Source organism: Paenibacillus sp. FSL K6-1217 (assembly GCF_045040735.1).
Taxonomy (GTDB): Bacteria; Bacillota; Bacilli; order Paenibacillales; family Paenibacillaceae; genus Paenibacillus_AQ.
The window spans coordinates 2,744,481-2,763,398 of record NZ_CP150271.1; the positions used below are offsets into that span (position 1 = coordinate 2,744,481).

Annotated in this window: 15 protein-coding genes; 4 read left to right on the plus strand and 11 right to left on the minus strand. The window is 52.5% G+C overall.

The window, feature by feature from the left end:
- Nucleotides 1-86 precede the first annotated feature (86 nt).
- A complete protein-coding gene (gene uxuA, locus MHH28_RS12365; protein ID WP_405115262.1) occupies nt 87-1,163 on the plus strand; it encodes a mannonate dehydratase in 1,077 nt (358 codons plus the stop codon).
- Nucleotides 1,164-2,780 carry a mannitol dehydrogenase family protein gene (locus MHH28_RS12370; RefSeq protein WP_405115264.1) on the plus strand — a complete coding sequence of 539 codons (1,617 nt, stop codon included), beginning with the start codon at nt 1,164-1,166 and terminating at the stop codon, nt 2,778-2,780.
- Between the two features lie 621 nt (nt 2,781-3,401).
- On the opposite strand, the gene MHH28_RS12375 is transcribed toward MHH28_RS12370, so the two are convergent.
- From MHH28_RS12375 to MHH28_RS12385, 3 genes are read right to left on the minus strand one after another with little or no spacing between them, the layout of a single operon-like run.
- Nucleotides 3,402-4,985 (minus strand): glycoside hydrolase family 43 protein, encoded by a 1,584-nt coding sequence (locus MHH28_RS12375; RefSeq protein WP_405117038.1) that lies wholly within the window; start codon nt 4,983-4,985, stop codon nt 3,402-3,404.
- On the minus strand, nt 4,985-6,961 hold the full coding sequence (locus MHH28_RS12380) for a YjhG/YagF family D-xylonate dehydratase (RefSeq protein WP_405115266.1): 1,977 nt from the start codon (nt 6,959-6,961) through the stop codon (nt 4,985-4,987). Before MHH28_RS12380 ends, MHH28_RS12375 begins: the two co-directional genes overlap by 1 nt.
- 44 nt (nt 6,962-7,005) lie before the next feature.
- Nucleotides 7,006-7,764, minus strand: coding sequence for an IclR family transcriptional regulator (locus MHH28_RS12385; RefSeq protein WP_405115268.1), 759 nt, complete (start codon nt 7,762-7,764; stop codon nt 7,006-7,008).
- 96 nt (nt 7,765-7,860) lie between these two features.
- Between MHH28_RS12385 and MHH28_RS12390 the strand changes: the two genes are divergently transcribed.
- Both MHH28_RS12390 and MHH28_RS12395 read left to right on the plus strand, forming a co-directional pair.
- Entirely contained in the window at nt 7,861-8,775 is a 915-nt protein-coding gene (locus tag MHH28_RS12390) for a dihydrodipicolinate synthase family protein (RefSeq protein WP_405115270.1), read from the plus strand.
- 279 nt (nt 8,776-9,054) lie between these two features.
- Entirely contained in the window at nt 9,055-10,083 is a 1,029-nt protein-coding gene (locus MHH28_RS12395; protein ID WP_405115272.1) for a CdaR family transcriptional regulator, read from the plus strand.
- A gap of 182 nt (nt 10,084-10,265) precedes the next feature.
- Here the strand turns inward: MHH28_RS12395 and MHH28_RS12400 are convergent, their stop codons facing one another.
- The 8 genes from MHH28_RS12400 to MHH28_RS12435 all read right to left on the minus strand — a co-directional run bounded on the left by MHH28_RS12400 (nt 10,266) and on the right by MHH28_RS12435 (nt 18,646).
- A complete protein-coding gene (locus MHH28_RS12400; protein WP_405115274.1) occupies nt 10,266-11,411 on the minus strand; it encodes a glycerate kinase in 1,146 nt (381 codons plus the stop codon).
- A 27-nt stretch (nt 11,412-11,438) separates the two neighbouring features.
- A complete protein-coding gene (locus MHH28_RS12405; protein ID WP_405115276.1) occupies nt 11,439-12,740 on the minus strand; it encodes a GntP family permease in 1,302 nt (433 codons plus the stop codon).
- A gap of 125 nt (nt 12,741-12,865) precedes the next feature.
- Nucleotides 12,866-13,408: a helix-turn-helix domain-containing protein gene (locus MHH28_RS12410; RefSeq protein ID WP_405115278.1), complete on the minus strand. Its 543-nt coding sequence runs from the start codon at nt 13,406-13,408 to the stop codon at nt 12,866-12,868.
- Nucleotides 13,405-13,575 (minus strand): histidine kinase, encoded by a 171-nt coding sequence (locus MHH28_RS12415; protein ID WP_405115280.1) that lies wholly within the window; start codon nt 13,573-13,575, stop codon nt 13,405-13,407. The genes MHH28_RS12410 and MHH28_RS12415 overlap by 4 nt, the downstream gene beginning before the upstream one ends.
- Before the next feature lie 810 nt (nt 13,576-14,385).
- Nucleotides 14,386-14,988, minus strand: a complete 603-nt coding sequence (locus MHH28_RS12420; RefSeq protein WP_405115282.1) for a pentapeptide repeat-containing protein — start codon at nt 14,986-14,988, stop codon at nt 14,386-14,388.
- A gap of 11 nt (nt 14,989-14,999) precedes the next feature.
- A complete protein-coding gene (locus MHH28_RS12425; protein ID WP_405115284.1) occupies nt 15,000-15,752 on the minus strand; it encodes a hypothetical protein in 753 nt (250 codons plus the stop codon).
- 275 nt (nt 15,753-16,027) lie between these two features.
- The gene (locus tag MHH28_RS12430) at nt 16,028-16,657 is read right to left on the minus strand and encodes a hypothetical protein (RefSeq protein ID WP_405115286.1); all 630 of its coding nucleotides are present in this window, start codon (nt 16,655-16,657) and stop codon (nt 16,028-16,030) included.
- Entirely contained in the window at nt 16,658-18,646 is a 1,989-nt protein-coding gene (locus MHH28_RS12435; protein ID WP_405115288.1) for a hypothetical protein, read from the minus strand.
- Nucleotides 18,647-18,918: the final 272 nt, after the last annotated feature.

An 18,918-nucleotide genomic window follows, 5' to 3' on the forward strand; every position in this document is an offset into this window, starting at 1 on the left:
ACGCTGATCCTGTAAGGTCAATTGTCACAAGGCTTCGGAAGGTTATCATTTGTATTTATGCTTATCTACTAAGGAGGAAAATGACAATGAATATGACTTGGAGATGGTACGGCGAGGGTAACGACAATATCACCCTTGACCACATCCGTCAAATCCCGGGCGTGATGGGCATCGTCTGGTCGCTGCACCACAAGGTGGCCGGTGAGGTCTGGGAGATGGAAGAAATCCAGAAGGTTGCCGATCAGATCACTGCCAAGGGCTTCAGCACCGCGGTTGTTGAAAGCGTCAACGTTCATGATGATATCAAGATCGGACTGCCGTCCCGCGACAAATATATTGACATCTATATCGATACGATCCGCAAGCTGGCCAAGGTTGGCGTCAAGGTCATCTGCTACAACTTCATGCCGGTGTTCGACTGGACCCGTACCGAGCTGTACAAGGAGCTGCCGGACGGATCGAACGCCCTCTTTTATGAAAAGGCTGCCATTACCGATAATCCACGCGAGATGGTGGACCGCATCCTGAAGGGTGCCGGACAATTCACTATGCCCGGCTGGGAGCCGGAGCGTCTGGCGAAGCTGGATGAGCTGTTCGCGGCTTACGCCGATGTGACCGAGGACGTCTTGTTCGACAACCTGAAGTATTTCCTGGAGCGCATTATTCCGGTGTGTGAAGAAGTGGATATCAAAATGGCAATTCACCCGGACGATCCGGCCTGGCCGATCTTCGGACTGCCGCGCATTATCCGCAGCCGCGACTCCATCCGCCGCTTCCTGGACATGGTGGACAGCCCGTATAACGGCCTGACCTTCTGTACCGGATCGCTTGGAACGAACCCGGAGAACGATCTTCCGGCGATGATCCGCGAGTTCCATGACCGGATTTATTTTGCCCATATCCGCAATGTGAAGGTATTCGAGAACGGAGATTTCATTGAGGTATCCCACCGGGGCCGCGATGGCAGCGTGGATGTTGCGGAGGTAGTCAAGGCGTATCATGAGAACGGGTATACCGGCTATGTGCGTCCGGACCACGGCAGACATCTGTGGGGAGAAGAAAAGAACTGCCGTCCAGGGTATGGCCTCTATGACAGAGCGATGGGCATCATGTATCTGCTCGGCGCATGGGACAGCCTGGAGAATGTCAAGGGGGCCAAGTAAATGCTGAGTCTTAATCGAAGCAGCATTGAGGACCGGGCAGCCTGGGAGACCGCCGGGGTAGAGCTGCCGCAGTTCGACTTCGCAGCGGTAGCGCAGAATACGCTTGCGAAGCCGGAGTGGGTTCACTTCGGGGCGGGCAATATTTTCAGAGGCTTCGTGGCCAATGCGCACCAGAAGCTGCTGGACAGCGGCAAGGCGGACACGGGCATTATCGCCGCCGAAACCTTCGACTTCGAGATGATCGACAAGGTCTACAAGCCTTATGATAATCTGACTCTGCTGGTGCTGATGAATGCAGCGGGCGACTTCCAGAAGCGGATCGTCAGCAGCATCGTGGAAGGCATCACCGCAGACAAGACCCGGGAAGCGGATTACAGCCGCCTGACCGAGATTTTTGAGAATCCCAGCCTGCAGATGGCCAGCTTCACGATTACGGAGAAGGGCTACTCCCTCACGGGGCCGGACGGACAGTATCTGGGCATCGTGGAGAAGGATATCGCCGGCGGGCCGGAGCACCCGGTTCATGCCATGAGCATCGTGGCTTCTTTCGCCTACAAGCGTTATCTGAAGGGACAATATCCGATGACCTTCGTCAGCATGGACAACTGCTCGCATAACGGCGACAAGCTGAAGCAGGGCATGCTCACGGTCGCTAAGGAATGGGCGGCGAAGGGCCATGTGGAAGCAGGATTCGTTGCTTATCTGGAGGATGAATCGAAGATCACCTTCCCGCTGTCCATGATTGACAAAATCACCCCGCGCCCGTCCGAATCCGTCCAGGCGGCGCTGCTGGAACAAGGCATCGGCGGTATGGATGTCATCGTCACCTCCAAGAACACGTACACCGCTCCCTTCGTTAACGCGGAGATCAGCGAGTATCTGGTCATTGAGGATAAGTTCACGAACGGACGTCCAGCGCTTGAAGCCGCCGGTGTGATCTTCACGGACCGCGATACGGTCAACAAGGTGGAGACGATGAAGGTAACCACCTGTCTCAACCCGCTGCATACGGCGCTGGCAGTAACGGGCTGTCTGCTCGGCTACACCCTGATCGCCGATGAGATGCAGGATGCCACGCTGCGGAAGCTTGTCGAGACCATCGGCTACAAGGAAGGACTGCCGGTTGTCGTTGACCCGGGCATCCTGAGTCCGAAGCAATTCCTGGACGAGGTGCTCCAGGAACGGTTCGCCAACCCGTTCATCCCCGACACTCCGCAGCGGATCGCCACGGATACCTCCCAGAAGGTCGGCATCCGCTTCGGCGAGACGATCAAATCGTATATCCGCCGGGAGGATCTGGACCCGTCGCAGCTGACCGCCATACCGCTGGCTATCGCTGCCTGGTGCCGGTACTTGCTCGGCGTGAATGATGAAGGCGCCGCCTTCACACTCAGCCCTGACCCGCTGCTGGATTCGCTGCAATCGCGGCTCGCGGGAATTACGCTGGGCGCGGATGCCGCGCAGGCCGCGGGCGTGCGGGCCGTGCTGGAGGACCAGGCTATCTTCGGTGTGGACCTGTATGCGGCCGGACTCGGCGGTACTATTGAGCGCATGTTCACTGAGATGCTCGCTGGGCCAGGCGCAGTGCGCGTTACGCTGGAGAAGTATACCGCCTGAGTATGGGCGGCTATGCGCGAACATAAATGAAAAGACTAAGCCCTCCTTGAACAAGGAGGGCTTAGTCTTTTGTTAGGGTGAGCGTTATACGGATGGCCGGTGGGGAACGTACAGTCTAAGCGGCGCGGTTAGCTAAGTGCCGCATTCTGATGTATAGCTAAGTATCGAGTTCTAATGTACATCTTACAATAGACTGTGGGAGCTGGCCCGCGCCGGGGGATTCAGGCGCACTAGTGCTCCTCATTCGCTCATTCCGCCCACTAACTACGAATTCAAGTGCACTAGTGCTCCTCATTTCACGTGTTGGGGTCCATTCGGGGAATTCAAGTGTATTAATGCACCTTATTTCTGCGATTTAGCTCGATTCGGAGAATTCAAGTGCATTAATGCTCTTCATTTCCACCATTTGGCTGAATTGAGGAAATTCAAGTGCATTAATGCACTACATTTTTCGCGGCTTGGCTTAGTTCGGGAAATTCAAGGGTGTTTATGCTCTTCATTTCCGCAGTTTGGCTCGATTCGCCGGTTTGGCTACCCGGCGTGGTGGCCTATACCTATATCACACCAAAAAGACCAGGAGAAAGGCTCCTGGTCTTTTTGGTGTTTAATGTTTCCTCTGTTCTACTCCTGCTCCAAATACTCAAAGTAATCAAAGTCCGCCGGGTGCAGCATGCCGCTGAGATCCTGCGCGCACATGCCGATGAACGTACCGGTGAAGCGGATGTAGGCCGGGAAATCATCGGACAGATGATAGATTTCCAGCGCCGGGCCGATCATCTCCCAGGAGGATTCGCCAGCCTTGTAATAGAACTGGGCAAATTCGCGGTCGATGACGACCTTAAGCGCCACACTTCCTCCGGCAGGCAGCGGAACCTCGGGCGTCAGGGTGTCTTCATAGACCCCGTCCTTGGAGCGGATGATCCCCAGGGTTTTTCCGTGACCTTCATCGTGAGTGATCCGCAGATAGAGGTAATCCTTCGTATCGTAATAGACGATCAGGCCGGCCATCTGCTGGAAATGCTCCGGCTCGAAGTCCACCGACGTCTCAGCGCTGCACCGGAAGGCCTGCTGGCGCAAGGCGACCAGGCTCTGGCGGTGCATGGAGCTCATCGATTCCCTGCCCCGCAGGCGCAGATAGCCGGGACGCTCCTGAAGCGAGAGCCAGGACTCATCGGCCGGCACGCGCAGCGTGCTCCAGCGGACATCCAGCTGCGGAGCGTCGAAGTCGTCGCGTGGAGCGGCCGGTTCAAACGGATGCGCCGGCAGATCCGGGCCTTCCACCGTCAGCGATGGAGCGTTTCCGCCCCCGGACAAGGCTAACCAGCCGTCTGTTGTAAATTGAACGCGCTGAATCGCCGTCTCCCGGCCCAAATTACAGTACTTGTCCGTAACCGGACGGCCGCACAGATGCACCATGTACCATTCGCCGGTCTGGGTCTCGACCAGGCTGGCATGACCTGCTTTTTGCAGCGGCAGTTCGGGGTTACCGGCAGAGGTCAGCAACGGATTAACCGGAGCGGTCTCGTAAGGACCTTCTATCTGCTTCGCACGGGCCACGGTCACCGCATGATCATACTGCGTGCCGCCCTCAGCCGTAATCAGGTAATACCAGCCGTCCTTCCGGTACAGGTGAGGTCCTTCTGTAAGCTTCAGTTCGGTCCCCTTGTAGATATTCATGACCGGTCCAATCAGCCGCTGCTCTTCCGCAGAATATTCCTGGAGTACAATGCCCGCGAAGCTGTTCCGGCCCGTGCGGTGATCCCACAGCATGTTGACCAGCCATTTGCGCCCGTCTTCATCATGGAACAGTGAAGGGTCAAAGCCGCTGCTGTTCAGATACACCGGCTCAGACCAGGGGCCTTCGATATTCTCCGCCGTCACCAGATAGTTAGGCGTATCCTTGAAGGCACCCTGGCGGCTTTTGACATCGGTATAGATCAGATAAAAGAGTCCGTTATCGTAAGTAAGACAAGGTGCCCATATGCCGCCGGAATCCGGGTCCCCTTCCATATTGAGCTGCGAGTTGCGGGTCAGCGCATAGGTCAGCGGCCGCCAGTTCACCAGATCGCGCGAATGATGAATCCGCACGCCGGGAAACCACTCAAAGGTTGAAGTAGCAATGTAATAGTCATCCCCGGCCCGGCAAATGGACGGGTCCGGATGAAATCCGCGCAGTATCGGATTATGAATCAGATTTCGGCTCATCATTTCTCCCCCAATGCTTGCCGTCCTGCTTCCAGTAAGGCAATGATTTTGTCAGTATCATAAACGCAGCCCTGCCAGGTTCCGCCGCTTGCCGCCTGGAGCGCGGCCCACAGCCGGGTATCCTCCGGCAGACCAGGGTCTACCGCCAAGCCAGGATGCGGCGTCCGTGAAGCCAGAATCAGGGTGCCTGCTTCCTTGGACAACGGTGCATCGCCCTCGCCCACCAGATTCACGCTTCCTTCCAGCTTCACGGTATCAATCAAGACCTCCACCCAATCATTGTCACGCAGCTTGCCGAGCGGGCCGCCAGCCAGCGCTTCCGGTCCCATATGACCGATACAGGCTCCGGTGGATACCCCGGAGAAGCGGGCATCTGTGATCAGCGTGACATATTTGCCGTATGGCAAATGCTTAAGCGCTGAGGTCAGCTGATACGTCTCCTCCATCCCGGTCCCGCTTGGTCCCCGTCCGATAACCGCCAGAATATCTCCGGCCTGGACCATGCCCAGCTTGATGCTGCGGATAGCGGCCCGCTCAGTGGTGAACACCTTCACTCGTCCGGTATGGCGATAGACGCCCTCGCTGTCCAGGACGGCAGGGTCAATCGCCGCTGACTTAATTACTGCTCCTTCGGGGCAGAGATTCCCGATAGGGAATGTCATCGTGGACGCCATGCCCTGACGCTTGGCCTCCTCCGGACTCATGATCACAGAATCCGGGTCTACGCCGTCCGCCTCCAGCAGCCGCTGCCGCAGATCGGTCCGCCGCTGCGAGGTCTCCCACCAGTCCAGGTTCTCGCCCAGTGTCCGTCCCGTAACCGTCAGCACAGACTCGTCAAGCAGTCCCAGCTTCCGCAGATGCAGCATCACTTCAGGAACGCCCCCTGCCAGGAACACGCGAATAGTCGGGTGAGGCACCGGACCATTCGGCAGTACGCTTACCAGCCGGGGAACCATCCGGTTCACCCGGTTCCAGTCCTCAACTGTCGGAACCTTCAGTCCTGCGGCATGGGCAATCGCCGGAAGATGCAGCAGCAGGTTCGTAGAGCCGCCGAATGCAGCGTGAAGCACCATCGCATTCTGTATTGACTGATCTGTCAGAATATCACTCATCACGATTCCATTCTGATCCAGATGCTGAAGGGCCCGGGCCGACTGGCGGCCGACATTCTTCCAGATCGGCTGGCCCGATGGAGATAAGGCCGAATGCGGCAGTGCCATGCCCAGCGCCTCCGCGATTACCTGTGCTGTGGCGGCGGTGCCGAGGAACTGGCAGCCGCCGCCTGGCGTCGCGCAGGCCCGGCAGCCGAGATCCGCTGCTTCCTCCAGGGACAACTCCCCGTTACTGTAGCGCGCCCCGATGCTCTGCACCTTGCCTGCATCCTCCCCGTCCACCGGCGGCAGGGTCACACCGCCGGGTACGATGATTCCCGGCAGCTTATGCATTCCGGCCAGGGCCAGCAGCATGGCGGGCAGGCCTTTATCGCAGGTAGCTACGCCGAGTACCCCCTTGCGGGTAGGGAGCGAACGGATCAGCCGCCGCAACACGATAGCCGCATCATTGCGGTAAGGCAGGGAATCGAACATGCCTGTGGTTCCCTGGGAACGGCCGTCACAGGGATCGCTGACATATCCGGCGAACGGAATCCCCTCATTCGCGGTAAGCTCCTCGGCGATCTCCTCCATCATCACGCCGATCTCCCAGTGGCCGGTATGATATCCAAGGGCCAGCGGACTGCCGTCCTCGCGCCGGATGCCGCCCATCGTCCCGAGAATCAGATACTGGGGACGGTTCAGCAGCAGCGGATTCCAGCCCATCCCGGCATTCTGCGTCATGCCAAAAATCTCACCGCTGGGAGCAGTCCGCAGCACCTCTCCGGTGATCGGCAGCTGTCCCGCCGGTCCTTCGGCTGCCGTATGTACCGGAACAGCTTCAATGATGTCTTCCTTCATGATTTCTTGCACGGTCAATTTCATATGAATGTCTTCTCTCCCTCAGTATGAATTAGCATTCGATATTCCTAAGATAACGAGAGCTTCCCCGCCAGCGCGGTCACTTCCCGGATCGCCGACTCCTGCTTCGCAGCGAAGGCATGCTGAAGCATCGAAGTACTGACCGCTGCAACGGCCCTACCTGCGGCATCCAGAACCGGCGCGGCCACACAGCTGATACCTTGTATGATCTCTTCGCGGTCCATGGCATAGCCCTCCTCACGAATAGCGGCCAAGGCCGCTGTGAATTCAGACCAATCCGTCAGCGTATGTGAGGTCACTGCGGATAAGCTTTTGCCGGAATAACGCCGTTCCAGCTCCCCATCAGGCAGCAGCGCCAGCATCATCTTGCCCATTGCAGTCGCATGTGCCGGAAACCGCATCCCGGGGCTGGACTCCAGCCTTACCAGGGACTGCCCCTCCTGCTTGGCCAGGTAAATAATCTCATCGCGGTCCAGCACCGACAGCTGAAAGGTCTCTCCCACTGCCCCCACACTCTGAACCGATTCTGCCAGGAACCGCTCTACCAGATTCATATTTTGCTTAAGAGAATCATTGTAGACGGTATTATAGTAGGAGATCCCTGCACCAAGCGCATACCTCTCGCCCGCATCCTTCACCACCCACCCCAGAGTCTCCATTGTGCGCAGCAGCGAGAACATCGAGCTTTTGTTAATGCCTGTCTCCTCGCAGAGATCTGTCATTTTGAGCGCTCCGGGCTGTCTTGAGATCGCCTTAAGAATCAGATCCCCCCGTTCTAATGCCGGAACCCAGTACTTCTGGTCCACACCTTCATTCCCCTCTCACAAATCCATTGATTAAGCCTTCCAAGTTCACTATAATAATCATATGTTTATAATAACAAACCAGGAGGCAAAAATAAAATGAAACTTAGCCACCGAAATGCTGGTGTCATTCCTCCCGTCCCGACCATTCTGGATTCCTCCGGGAAATTTGACCGTGCCGGTATGAAGCTGCTGATTGACAGCCTGATCGCCAAAGGAGTTCACGGATTGTTCTTCCTCGGAACGGCCGGAGAATTCACCCTGTTCACCGCAGAACAGCGTGAAGAGATTGCCGAGCTATGCCTGGAGTATACGAACGGCCGCCTTCCGGCTTGGATCGGCACCGGCAGCAACACCGTCCCTGAGACCCTCCGGCTGTCCCGCCATGCCGCTGAGCATGGTGCCACCGGCATCGTCATCATGAATCCGTATTACTACAAGCTGAACGAGGACGCCCTATTCGCGCATTATGCCGCTGTGCTGGAAGCGGTCGATACGCCGCTTATGCTGTACAACTTCCCGGCCCTGACCGGCCAGGACCTGACTCCGGCCTTCGTTGCCCGCCTTGCCGCACATTATCCGAATGTAGCCGGCATCAAGGATACCGTGGACCAGCTTAGCCATATCCGCCAGATGATCATGCAGGTCAAGGCGGTCAGTCCGGACTTCTCCGTCTTTTGCGGATTCGACGAATATTTGCTGCCTACGCTTGCTGCCGGAGGAGACGGGGCAATCGCTGCCAGCGCTAACTTCGCTCCCGAGCTGATGCTCGGTGTATATGACAGCTTCAAGAAGGGCGACTTAGCCGGAGTGCTGGCCTTCCAGCAGCGGCTGATTGAAATTCCGGCGCTGTATGCCATCGATGATCCGTTCATTGCTTCTATTAAAGAAGCCGTCCGTCTGTCCGGTGTTGCGGTATCCACCTTCAGTCTGGCTTCACCCGGGGTATGGAGTACGGAGCATGAGCAGAGGCTGAAGCAGATTTTTAGCCGGGCGGGTATTGCACAAGGTTAAGCAATAATTTTAGCGCGTACTCATCCATTCTTATTTTCAAAGTCAGCCCGCTTTGGGGCTGGCTTTTTTGGTGCTGAGCAATTATTTTGCGCTGTTCCTGGCAGGGCTTCTTGTACGGCTTTTTGTACAGCTTCATGCACGGTTCCGTGTAAACTGCCTCGTGATGTTCCTCCTTTCTTCGCGGTGAAGGTTGGTCTATAATTTTGTTCAGATGCACAATGAGTGAAGTAGAGGCACTACAGGCGGTTTTACCCGGGCAGGACGAGGAGGAGATTACGGTTGTTTCAGCTATCTGAGAAGCAGGCGCAGGAGATTGTCGACAAGATGATGATGGACATCCCCTATAACATCAACATCATGAACGACCAGGGGATCATCATCGGCAGCGGGCATAAGGCAAGGGTCGGCACCATTCATCAGGGGGCTGTCGAAGCGCTGTCCACCGGGCACAGGGTCGAAGTCATGGAAGACGGGCAATATGAGAAAAAAGGCACCAACGAACCGATTGTCATCGGCAACACCCGCGTAGGGGTGATCGGAATCTCCGGCAGCCCGGAAGAAGTCCGGCCCTTCTGCAATATCGTAAGGACTACGGTAGCGCTGCTCATTGAACAAAGAAATACGCTGGAGCATCTGGCCAGCGAAGTGAGCCGCAAGAAAGCTCTGCTGGAGATGCTCCTTGACCATCAGGGAGCGTATTCCCAGAAGCTGCGGAAAGAAGCCGCAGCCTATCAGATAGACCTTCTGCAGAAGACTACCGTGCTGTATCTCAAGCATGTGCAGCCGGAGCTGGATGAGGCAAAGCTCTTGTTCCTGCATCCGTCCTTCCAGCTCGACGGGGATACGTGGGTGATGCTGGTCCAGAACCGGCCGGACACCAGCCGGCTGATTGCGGAGCTGCTGCATAACCAGCCGCAGCTTCTGCTGGCCTCGGGCCGGCTGGAGGCCAGCATCGCGGAGGGATACCGCCAGGCCAAGTCAGCCCTGGGCGTGCTTCTGGCGCTCCGCCCTGCCGCGCAATCGATCCGCTACGAGGATGCGGAATTCCTGGTGAAGCTCAGCCAGGCGAACCTGTCAGACAAGCCAGGCACGGCGATCAAGCTGGAGGATACCGCCGATCTGCTGGAGACGCTCCGCAGCTTCATAGGCCACAATTGCAGCGTCTCGCAGACAGCCGAACAGCTGAATATTCACCGTAATACGCTGCAATACCGCCTGAAGCGGATCGAGAGCATCACCGGCAAGGACCCGCGGAATCTGCTGCAGCTCTTCGAGCTTACGCATGAGCTGCTGGCGCTGCATAAGTAGCAGCTTGTGTTGTAGAAAAGCAGCGGCTTGTGGCGGGGGCGTTGGACGGAGGTTAGAGCGGACGTTAGAGTGGATGGGATGTGCTCAGCGCAGCTTGTTCAGAGCGTCAGAAAACCCCGGGGAACCCAATATCCCCGGGGCCATTACTTGCAACACAACTTTGCGCTAATACCTACTAATCCTCACTGCTCGCTAAGCGCCAGTAATCTGGCGATGTTCTCGCAGGTCCGCTCGACATTGGCGGGGCCGTCAGCCAGCAGCTTCTCCAGGCTCGAAGCGCCGGGGACGATGCCGAAGATGGCGTCGATCCCTTCGGCGTAGAGCGTCCCGATGCCCTCGCCGATATAACCGGCCAGGGCGATGACTTTTTTGCCGCTGGCCTTGGCGGTGCGGGCTACGCCATACGGCGTTTTGCCGAATTTGGTCTGGAAGTCAATCCCGCCTTCACCCGTGAAGACGAAGTCCGCGTGCTCCAGCTTCTGCTGAAGCCCTGTGTATTCAATCACAATCTCGATTCCCTTCTGCAGCGTGGCCTGTGTGAAGATCATCAGACCTGCGCCCAGTCCGCCAGCTGCACCGGCTCCGGGAAGGTCGCGCACATCCTTGTGAAGCTGCTGCTTCACCACCTCCGCATAGTGGGCCAGATTGGCATCGAGCTGCTGCACCATGCCAAGTGTGGCCCCTTTTTGCGGACCGAATACGGCTGAAGCCCCCTGCTCCCCGCAGAGCGGATTGGTCACATCGCAGGCAACAATGAGCTGAACCTGCCGGAGTCTCTCATCAAGCCCGCTAACATCCACACTCGCCAGCTGTCCCAGGCCGCCACCGCCGCGCGGGAGTAAATTACCCGCTTCATCCAGGAATCTGGCACCGAGCGCTTCAGCCATTCCGGCTCCGCCGTCATTGGTGGCGCTGCCGCCGATGCCGATGATAATTTTGCGGATACCACGGTTCAGACATTCCAGAATCAGCTCGCCCGTGCCATAGGTGGTAGTGATCAGCGGATTCCGCTCCGCCTTGTCCACCAACTGAATGCCGCTGGCCGAAGCCATCTCGATGGCCGCCGTCTGTCCATCGCCGAGAATGCCGTATTGCGCCGTCACCGGCTGCCCCAGCGGTCCTGCAACTTCCAAATAATGAATCTCTCCGCCGGAGGCATCGACAAGGGACTGTACGGTCCCCTCCCCGCCGTCCGCCATCGGAACATGGATGTAGGTTGCTTCAGGGTATATTTTGCGGAGCCCGGCCTCCATCGCTGTACATACTTCTTTCGCGGTCATGCTCTCCTTGAAGGAATCCGGCGCCAGTACAAAGGTTCTCTCTCTCATTTCCACACCTCATCTATATTATTGATCTTAGAGTAAAAATCCGTAAACCAGCGTAGCCACAATCGTCATCGTGCCCCCAACAATGGCCTCATACGGGATGAGCCCCATGCGCTCTTTGATCGACATTTTCATACTGTCCGCCGTAACATGGAAGTACGTGCCCTGCGGCAGCGAGTCGATCACTGTAGCTCCGGTATGAACCATCACAGCGGCAGCCAGCGGAGCCGTGCCCATATTCAGGATGGCCTGCCCGAAGGAGCCGGTAGCGACAATGACACCCGTAGATGTAGAGGCGGTAGCCGCAGCCATCAATATCCCGGAGATCGGTGCCAGGAATGTACCCGAAATTCCGGACAGTTCGATCAGATGCACCACCTGTGCGGACAGATCGGAAGCGGAGATCAGACCGGCAATGCCGCCAGCCCCGATCAGGATCAGGACGGTTGCAGTCATTTTGCTAAGGCCGGAGGACGTATATTGCAGCACCTTATTGCCCTGCCCCATCGCCAGCATCCCGATAATCCCCGCCAGCGGCAGAATATAGAGCGCATCCACCTTAAGCTTGGTCAATGCTTCGATCCCTGAGATCGAACCGATCGGATTAATCATAAGCAGGAGGATGGCAACCAGCGGAGCCACAATGGCTCTGCTGAGCGGCGGGTAAGCGGCCGCATTGGCGTCATCCGTCCCGTTCACAGCTTCTGCCGGGGTGACCATTACACCTTTTTTCTTTAGCAGAGTTGCTAAGATAACGGTTACAATTAATCCGCAGACCGCCGGGATCACGCCTGCCAGCATGACATTGCTCAGATCAAGATCGAAGCCGCGCGCAGCAGCAATTGTATTCGGATTCGGTGAGATAATATTACCCGCCTTCCCCCCGCCCGACAAGGCCAGCAGCAACGCCAGCTTCGAGATCTCCATTTTGTTGCCTACGGATAAAGCAATCGGAGCCACAATCAGTACCGCTACCGGAATGAATACCCCCATCGCCGTGATGACCATCGTGGCCAGCGCGAGGGCCAGAATGGCCTTGCTTCCGCCGAACTTTCGGACAATAGCCTGGGCTATGGCTTCAGCCGCACCCGACTCCATCATCACACCAGCCAGCACACCGGCGGCCAGCACCCGCAGCACCGTGCCCATTACACTTTGTGTACCGCTTACAAGAACACTAACGGTCTGTTCGAGATTGGCTCCGCCGATCAGCGCCCCTACAATGGCACCAAGGAACAGAGCGTAGACCGGATTTAATTTTCTAAGGATCAGAATAATGGCAATTGCCAGTCCTGCGAGCGCTCCATACCAACCAATGATTAATCCTTCCATTTCAAATATCCCCCTAACAACTTGTTGAACACGCTCTCATTATAAGGTCTGGGGGGAGGAAAAGAATATTGATGAAAGGACGAAATGCATTGTGCAAGTGACTAACGGATTAGGGGGGATACGGATCATTGCTCCAACAGTGCAGTTAACAGCTTTTGCTGATTACGGTACTCCAGCGGGCTTACGCCTTCGCTTTCTCTGAATACTCTGTTAAAATTCTTGGTGTTCCCGAAGCCTGACTTACCGGCAATTTCATAGATTCTATCTTCCGTATCCCGCAGCAGTTCCTTCGCCTTACTGATCCGCAGCCGCTTCAGATAGCTCACAAAATTCTCTCCGGTGTAGTCCCGGAAAGCCTGGCTGAAATAGGAGTAATTAAAGGACACTTTGCTTGAAACCATCATCATATTGATGTTATGCGAATAATTGTCGTGGATGTATTGCAGGGCACGCTCTATTCTCTCATTCTCCTTCTGTACGGGTATGATACCGGAAGCAGGTGGCAGAAATGAATCTTCCACTGTAACCTCCGCTTGCTCACAGGCCGTATGACGCTGTTCCATGCCGAGGAGAAGATTGCTTGCAGAAACGTTAAGCTCCTCTTCAATCCGCTTCAGCACGGCAGCTAATTCCTCACGAATGACCGGCTTGAGCAGATACTCATTCACTTCATAGCGGATAGCAGCCCTGGCATACGAGAAATCATCAAATTCTCCAGAGTGTTGTAAAGGAAATGGACATCGATCTGATTGCGTAAGACCTGAAGTTCCGCTTCCTTAGTTGCAGCGCTGCGCTGTACAGTTTCCGCATTCAAGCCATTGATGGTGAGTAGCATCTCCCTAAATGGCGCGCCAGTTCACCGATCTCATCACCGCCCTGCACACATGAAAGTCACCCCTACGGACCTTCTGCATGACGAGGGCGCATTCGCAGAATTGGACGTGGAACAGTAGAAAGGCAGTTACGTAATATGCCTTCAAGGGAACAATGACCGAGCACATACTCCCACCGCATCATAGTTAGGGCTGTATCTAAGGGTAGTCGATTCATGGATATGCCACCCTTCTGTGGCGGAGGGGGATGGAATCGGTATAGCCATACAAGCAACTACGAAACCATTCCCATGAGATATCATAAAGGACAACAAACGCTCGATGTGTTAGCTCTAGCTTCTGAATACATTCTTTGACTGGATGATTTATGAATGATTTCTCCTTTCAAGTTGCCTTCCCTTATAGGTTAGATACTCTAGAGGTAGGAATCACACCAGACATACAGAAGCATAGGACGTTTTTGGATTCTTGAATTTGTCACCAACGGGAGTAAACCATTAATAACAAGACTCCATAGAAATTAATGCTAATTCTCTAATTAACTCCATTAGATTTCTGCAACTCGTCACACTATCTGATGATTTTTTCATTCGGTTAAATCTTCGAACAAGCATTAAAAAACAGGTCAATCATGGTAGTATCTGACCATAATGACCTGTTTGATGTAACGGAATAGGGATATTTAGGTTATTAAATTAAAGCATATAATGTGCGTACAACCATATCTAGTAAAACTTCATATGGGGCTGATAAGGGTTAAGTCTGTTTGAGCATTGCTACCCATTTCGCTCGACACTGGTAGCCAATTCCTCTTAGCCACTTACTTCACATTTTTCCAACATCCATTTCTTTGCTTCATCTGATTTCAACAAAATCGGCTTCTCCAACGTACCAATATTAATACTTTTAATATGAGCTTCTTCTATACCTTTAATATTTTTCAAAGTCACTCCGCTTAATAATGTTTCTTCAAATGCCGCTACACTTATATCTATATTTTCTAGTCTTGCCCAACTAAAATCTGTTAAGTAAAACGATACATTAATCAAATTACAATCTAATAAATATGCATTTCTAAATATTGCTTCCCAACAATCACCTTTACTAAATCTACTGTTTTTAATGACGCAGTTGGTAAAATCCGTATATCTAAGATCTGATTTATAAAAATCACATTTATCTAAATATGCATTTTTAAATGTTGACGAGGCTAATAATGATGTGTGAAAATCAATATTTTCCAATCTGAGATCATCAAAAGTACACTCAATTAAATATGCTTGTTCAAGCAATATATCGGATAAATCAATACTTCTTAAGTCCACTTCATCTAACTTTAACATTTCGCCTTCTTTACCAATTGTCTCAACCCACTTTTTATGCAAATCAAACTTCCTATTAAGATTCCCTTCCATTTTCCCACTCCTTAAGGATACCATATTATTTTATCTGTTACTCCTTCTTCATCAATTGCTTTCTTGAGTTGTTCAACATGCTCAGGCTCCATTTTTCTTGTGTCAATAATTACGTTGTTCCCATTATCAAATTCTTTTTGCAACTTTTTCATACCTTGTTTGATAGTAAAGGCACCCTTTTTGGGATTTGTTATAGGAATTCCATTGTCACCACTTGGGTATGATTCAAAGCTTTTCACGTCCCACTTTAAACCTGAAGAAGTATCAATAAACTCTGCTCCATTTTCTGCTTGAGGATCACGTACTAGCTTTCCCAATTGACCTCTTTCTTCTACTGCTAATCCAACTTCCCTTTCCCTGATATTTTTAGGTTCTATTTTCCCATTACTTGCTGGATCTCGAGCTAAGTCATCCAATTCCTTCTGAGTTCTCCCGCCCTTATAATTTCCAGCCTTATCATAAAGGTTAGGTTTGTTACCTTCTCCCGTCCCCTCAACCCCACTACCCTCCAACCCATCCATATACCGCTGCACCAGCGTCTTCGGCAAGGCTGGAGCATCGGGGATCTCCCCTATCTTGAAAACAAAACCTTCCGGCGTCTGCACCACCGGACCCAGATTCGGGAGCTTCTGCCTGATCCCTTGCAGGGCATCCTTCGCCGCTTGGCTGATGACGTCTTCTACCTCGCCCAGCAATTTACCCGCTTTGCCTGCTTTGGTGACCTGTAGACCGGGGACAAGGATCGCTGCGACCGAACCCAGCATGGCCGCCTTCCATCAACTATAGCTCTAAAGATTTCTAACAGTGTTTAATCGAAAGTACGGGACTTCGAACATGCAAAAAAGCTCATTCCTAATCAAGGTTCAAGTGGGAATGAGCTTTTGAAAGTTCATCTTGTGTTAGAAGATTTTTTCATTTTCTACACTTTCAACTTCTAACATTTTTTGTTCAATTTCAAACTAAATTTATATTTCATCATCACTGAAGTACCCTTCAATTCGGGATATTGGTTTGCTAAAACTTCTCACTTTACTTAACTCTAATTAAAATATTCATTTACTACTGCAGTTAATTGGTCGTTTCCTAGCTCAATATTAGTCAAATAATAAATGAAATAATCTTCTACATCAGATTGTTTAAACAGGCTCAGATATTGGAATGCAAGCAATACAATATTGTCTAATCCATTATCTTTTTCTAGTTTTCTTTTTACATATTGAATGATTTGATTAATCATTTTATTATCTTTTGTCTTATGAAGAGCATTGAGAACGAATATAATTTCATCCTCGTTGTCTTGTTCAAAAATCTCACGTAATTCATCATCACCTAACTCTTCTTGAAATAACTTTTCCTTGACTAAATTGAACTTTTTCAAAGCTTCTAATTCATCATTATAGTAATCTTCCCAAAAACTTAAATAAGCAAGTTGCTTCGGTAAAAAAGCCGAACTATTATTGGGCTTGTTCCACAAAATCCAATCAGAGTTTATCTTATCGGATACAATGTCAAATAAAGAAATAGAGTACGGCACAACTTGATTTAGATCATTTTCCACTCTATAAAATTCCTCATTATTCTTGCTTGTTTCAACAGAATAAACCATATATTTTTTATCTATTGATAAATTCTCTTGTTTCTGAATTCCCTCTTTTATACGTACTCTCATTTACCTTACTCCTTTAATGTTAAAATCAGCATCTAATTCAATTATCCAAAATAAGTCGTTCTCATTTACTCTTAGACTCTTAGGTTTAGATACCTTCAACTTTATATCAAACGAACTAACCTTTCCTGTCACCTGATTCTGATAAAAATGAATTTCTCCCTTTCCATACGGAGTTTCATACTGTTGCTTTGATGTCATTTTAGCCCAATCTTCTATTTTAGTACCATCATTAGTTAATGTGCTTACAGCCTTTTCATCCCATAAATCCTCACCTTTAATTATAACATCTGAGTTTGATAAAACATCCTCTTTAAGGAGCGATTGCTTATACTGTTGATGTTTAAAAATGTCACTTGCTTCCCCCGTCCCCTCAACCCCACCATCTCCCAACCCATCCATATACCGCTGCTGCACCGGCGTCTTCGGCAAGGCTGGAGTACCCTGGATCTCCCCTATCTTGAAAACAAACCCTTCCGGCGTCTGCACCACCGGACCCAGATTCGGGAGCTTCTGCTTAATCCCTTGCAGGGCATCCTTCGCCGCTTGGCTGACGACCTCTTGCACTTCGCCCAGCGTTTTACCCGCTTTGCCTGCTTTGGTGACCTGGAGTCCGGGGACAAGGATCGCTGCAACCGAACCCAGCATAGCCGCCTTTTCTTCCGGGGTGCCTTCGTCAAACTGATGATACGCCATCTTAGCCGCTTCCACCAGCACTTCCGGATGGTCAATCAGATATTGCGCTTGCTGCTTCATTTCTGTGGTGGTTTTGACCGGGTCCACCACTAGCTTGAAGGCAAAGGTTGCCGTATCCGCCACGCCCATGACGACCTCTTTCACCAAACCTTCGGTAAAAGCAAGTACCACATCCCCCGACTGGCGTATCCGGCTCTCCACTGTCGTAAGCCCGTAAGTCTCATCCAGCCACCCGGCATACAAAGTGTATATCGGAGCCGAAAATTCACTCGGCACATGGACTTTCCTAACGTAAAAGTCCCAGGTCGTCTCATTGACCTTGTTGTCTGCGGTAATTGGCGTGCCGTCAGGCAGCGTGAGCGGCGGCCCGTTCAACCGCCGCTCCGCTTCGAGCTGCTCTTGAACCTGCTTAAGCGCCGCTGCAAGCTGGATCTCCTGCCGCTTCCCCGCAAGCTGACTTCGCGCATACGCTCCGGCGGCGGTCTTCTCCATCGCCAGCCGCAGGAGCAGCAAATATTCTTCATTATGTAGTAACGGAAATTTGTCGGCCGTGATCGACGGATCATACTCACAAGCGGTAACCGCTGGTTGCTTATAGTGGACGCTCAGATCCTTGCCAGATTCATAATAGATCTTGGCTACGCCCAGAGAAGCCAGCTTCTGTCGGGCTTCTTCTGCCTGCGCGTGGACAACCTCCATCTGCGCCTGGTTTCCGAACGCTTGATACACCTTAAAGGCCATCTGTGCCTTGGCGATCTGATTCTGTGCCGCGAAGATATCGTTCAGCTTACTTTGTGCAGCGATACTTTCTACGGTCAGCAGGCCGGAGGTTTGAATGACATTCCTGAGCTGCTGCACCGCCGGGTCGCTGCTGAGTTCATCTTTTCCAAATAAAGCGGCAATAGAAGTGATGAGGTTCGTCGCACTTCGCTGCACAAATTCGGGGATGGAGAACCGTCCGGTGGCTGGTTGCAGTCCCAAGCTTCCGAAGGCCGCGAACAAAAGATTAAATTGCCCCGTCAGCTTGTCCGCCTGGCGTTTATTCTCTTCCTGCAGCTCTGATACGCCTCTCAGGGCGACCCGGATAATATCTTCCAATTTCTCCGCTTCTACGGTTAATTCATTGATCAGGACCTGGGCCTTGACCAGATGGTCGCCCATGGGAATGCCGCCCCAGCTACTGGACTGGCCCTTCAATTGAAGATATAACCGATTGGTGTCCTGACTCACCTGGCCGATTTTCGTTTGCAGACGCCTGACTTCATCCTCGTTAAATACTAGCTTTGTTGATGCCATCTTCACCCTCCCGCCGTACAAACTACTTAATTGTAAGCTATGTTATACAAATTCACTGAATCATAGATTTACAACTCCTTGTAAAAATACGGAATTCTAAATCTCAGCAACAGGCGCTCCGGCCGAATGTATGCGAAAAACAGCATACATTTGCTAGCACCAGGGCAATCTGGCCCGAATGTATGCTGAAAACAGTATACATTTGCTAACGCACAGGCAATCGGCCCGAATGTATGCCAAAAACAGCATACATTTGCTAGCGCACAGGCGCT

Bases quoted from the DNA above. Each gene is read 5' to 3' on its own strand.
- uxuA (WP_405115262.1), top strand. From the start codon at position 87: ATGAATATGACTTGGAGATGGTACGGCGAGGGTAACGACAATATCACC.
- MHH28_RS12370 (WP_405115264.1), top strand. From the start codon at position 1,164: ATGCTGAGTCTTAATCGAAGCAGCATTGAGGACCGGGCAGCCTGGGAG.
- MHH28_RS12375 (WP_405117038.1), bottom strand. From the start codon at position 4,985: ATGAGCCGAAATCTGATTCATAATCCGATACTGCGCGGATTTCATCCG.
- MHH28_RS12380 (WP_405115266.1), bottom strand. From the start codon at position 6,961: ATGAAATTGACCGTGCAAGAAATCATGAAGGAAGACATCATTGAAGCT.
- MHH28_RS12390 (WP_405115270.1), top strand. From the start codon at position 7,861: ATGAAACTTAGCCACCGAAATGCTGGTGTCATTCCTCCCGTCCCGACC.
- MHH28_RS12400 (WP_405115274.1), bottom strand. From the start codon at position 11,411: ATGAGAGAGAGAACCTTTGTACTGGCGCCGGATTCCTTCAAGGAGAGC.
- MHH28_RS12405 (WP_405115276.1), bottom strand. From the start codon at position 12,740: ATGGAAGGATTAATCATTGGTTGGTATGGAGCGCTCGCAGGACTGGCA.
- MHH28_RS12415 (WP_405115280.1), bottom strand. From the start codon at position 13,575: ATGCTACTCACCATCAATGGCTTGAATGCGGAAACTGTACAGCGCAGC.
- MHH28_RS12420 (WP_405115282.1), bottom strand. From the start codon at position 14,988: ATGGAAGGGAATCTTAATAGGAAGTTTGATTTGCATAAAAAGTGGGTT.
- MHH28_RS12425 (WP_405115284.1), bottom strand. From the start codon at position 15,752: ATGCTGGGTTCGGTCGCAGCGATCCTTGTCCCCGGTCTACAGGTCACC.
- MHH28_RS12430 (WP_405115286.1), bottom strand. From the start codon at position 16,657: ATGAGAGTACGTATAAAAGAGGGAATTCAGAAACAAGAGAATTTATCA.
- MHH28_RS12435 (WP_405115288.1), bottom strand. From the start codon at position 18,646: ATGGCATCAACAAAGCTAGTATTTAACGAGGATGAAGTCAGGCGTCTG.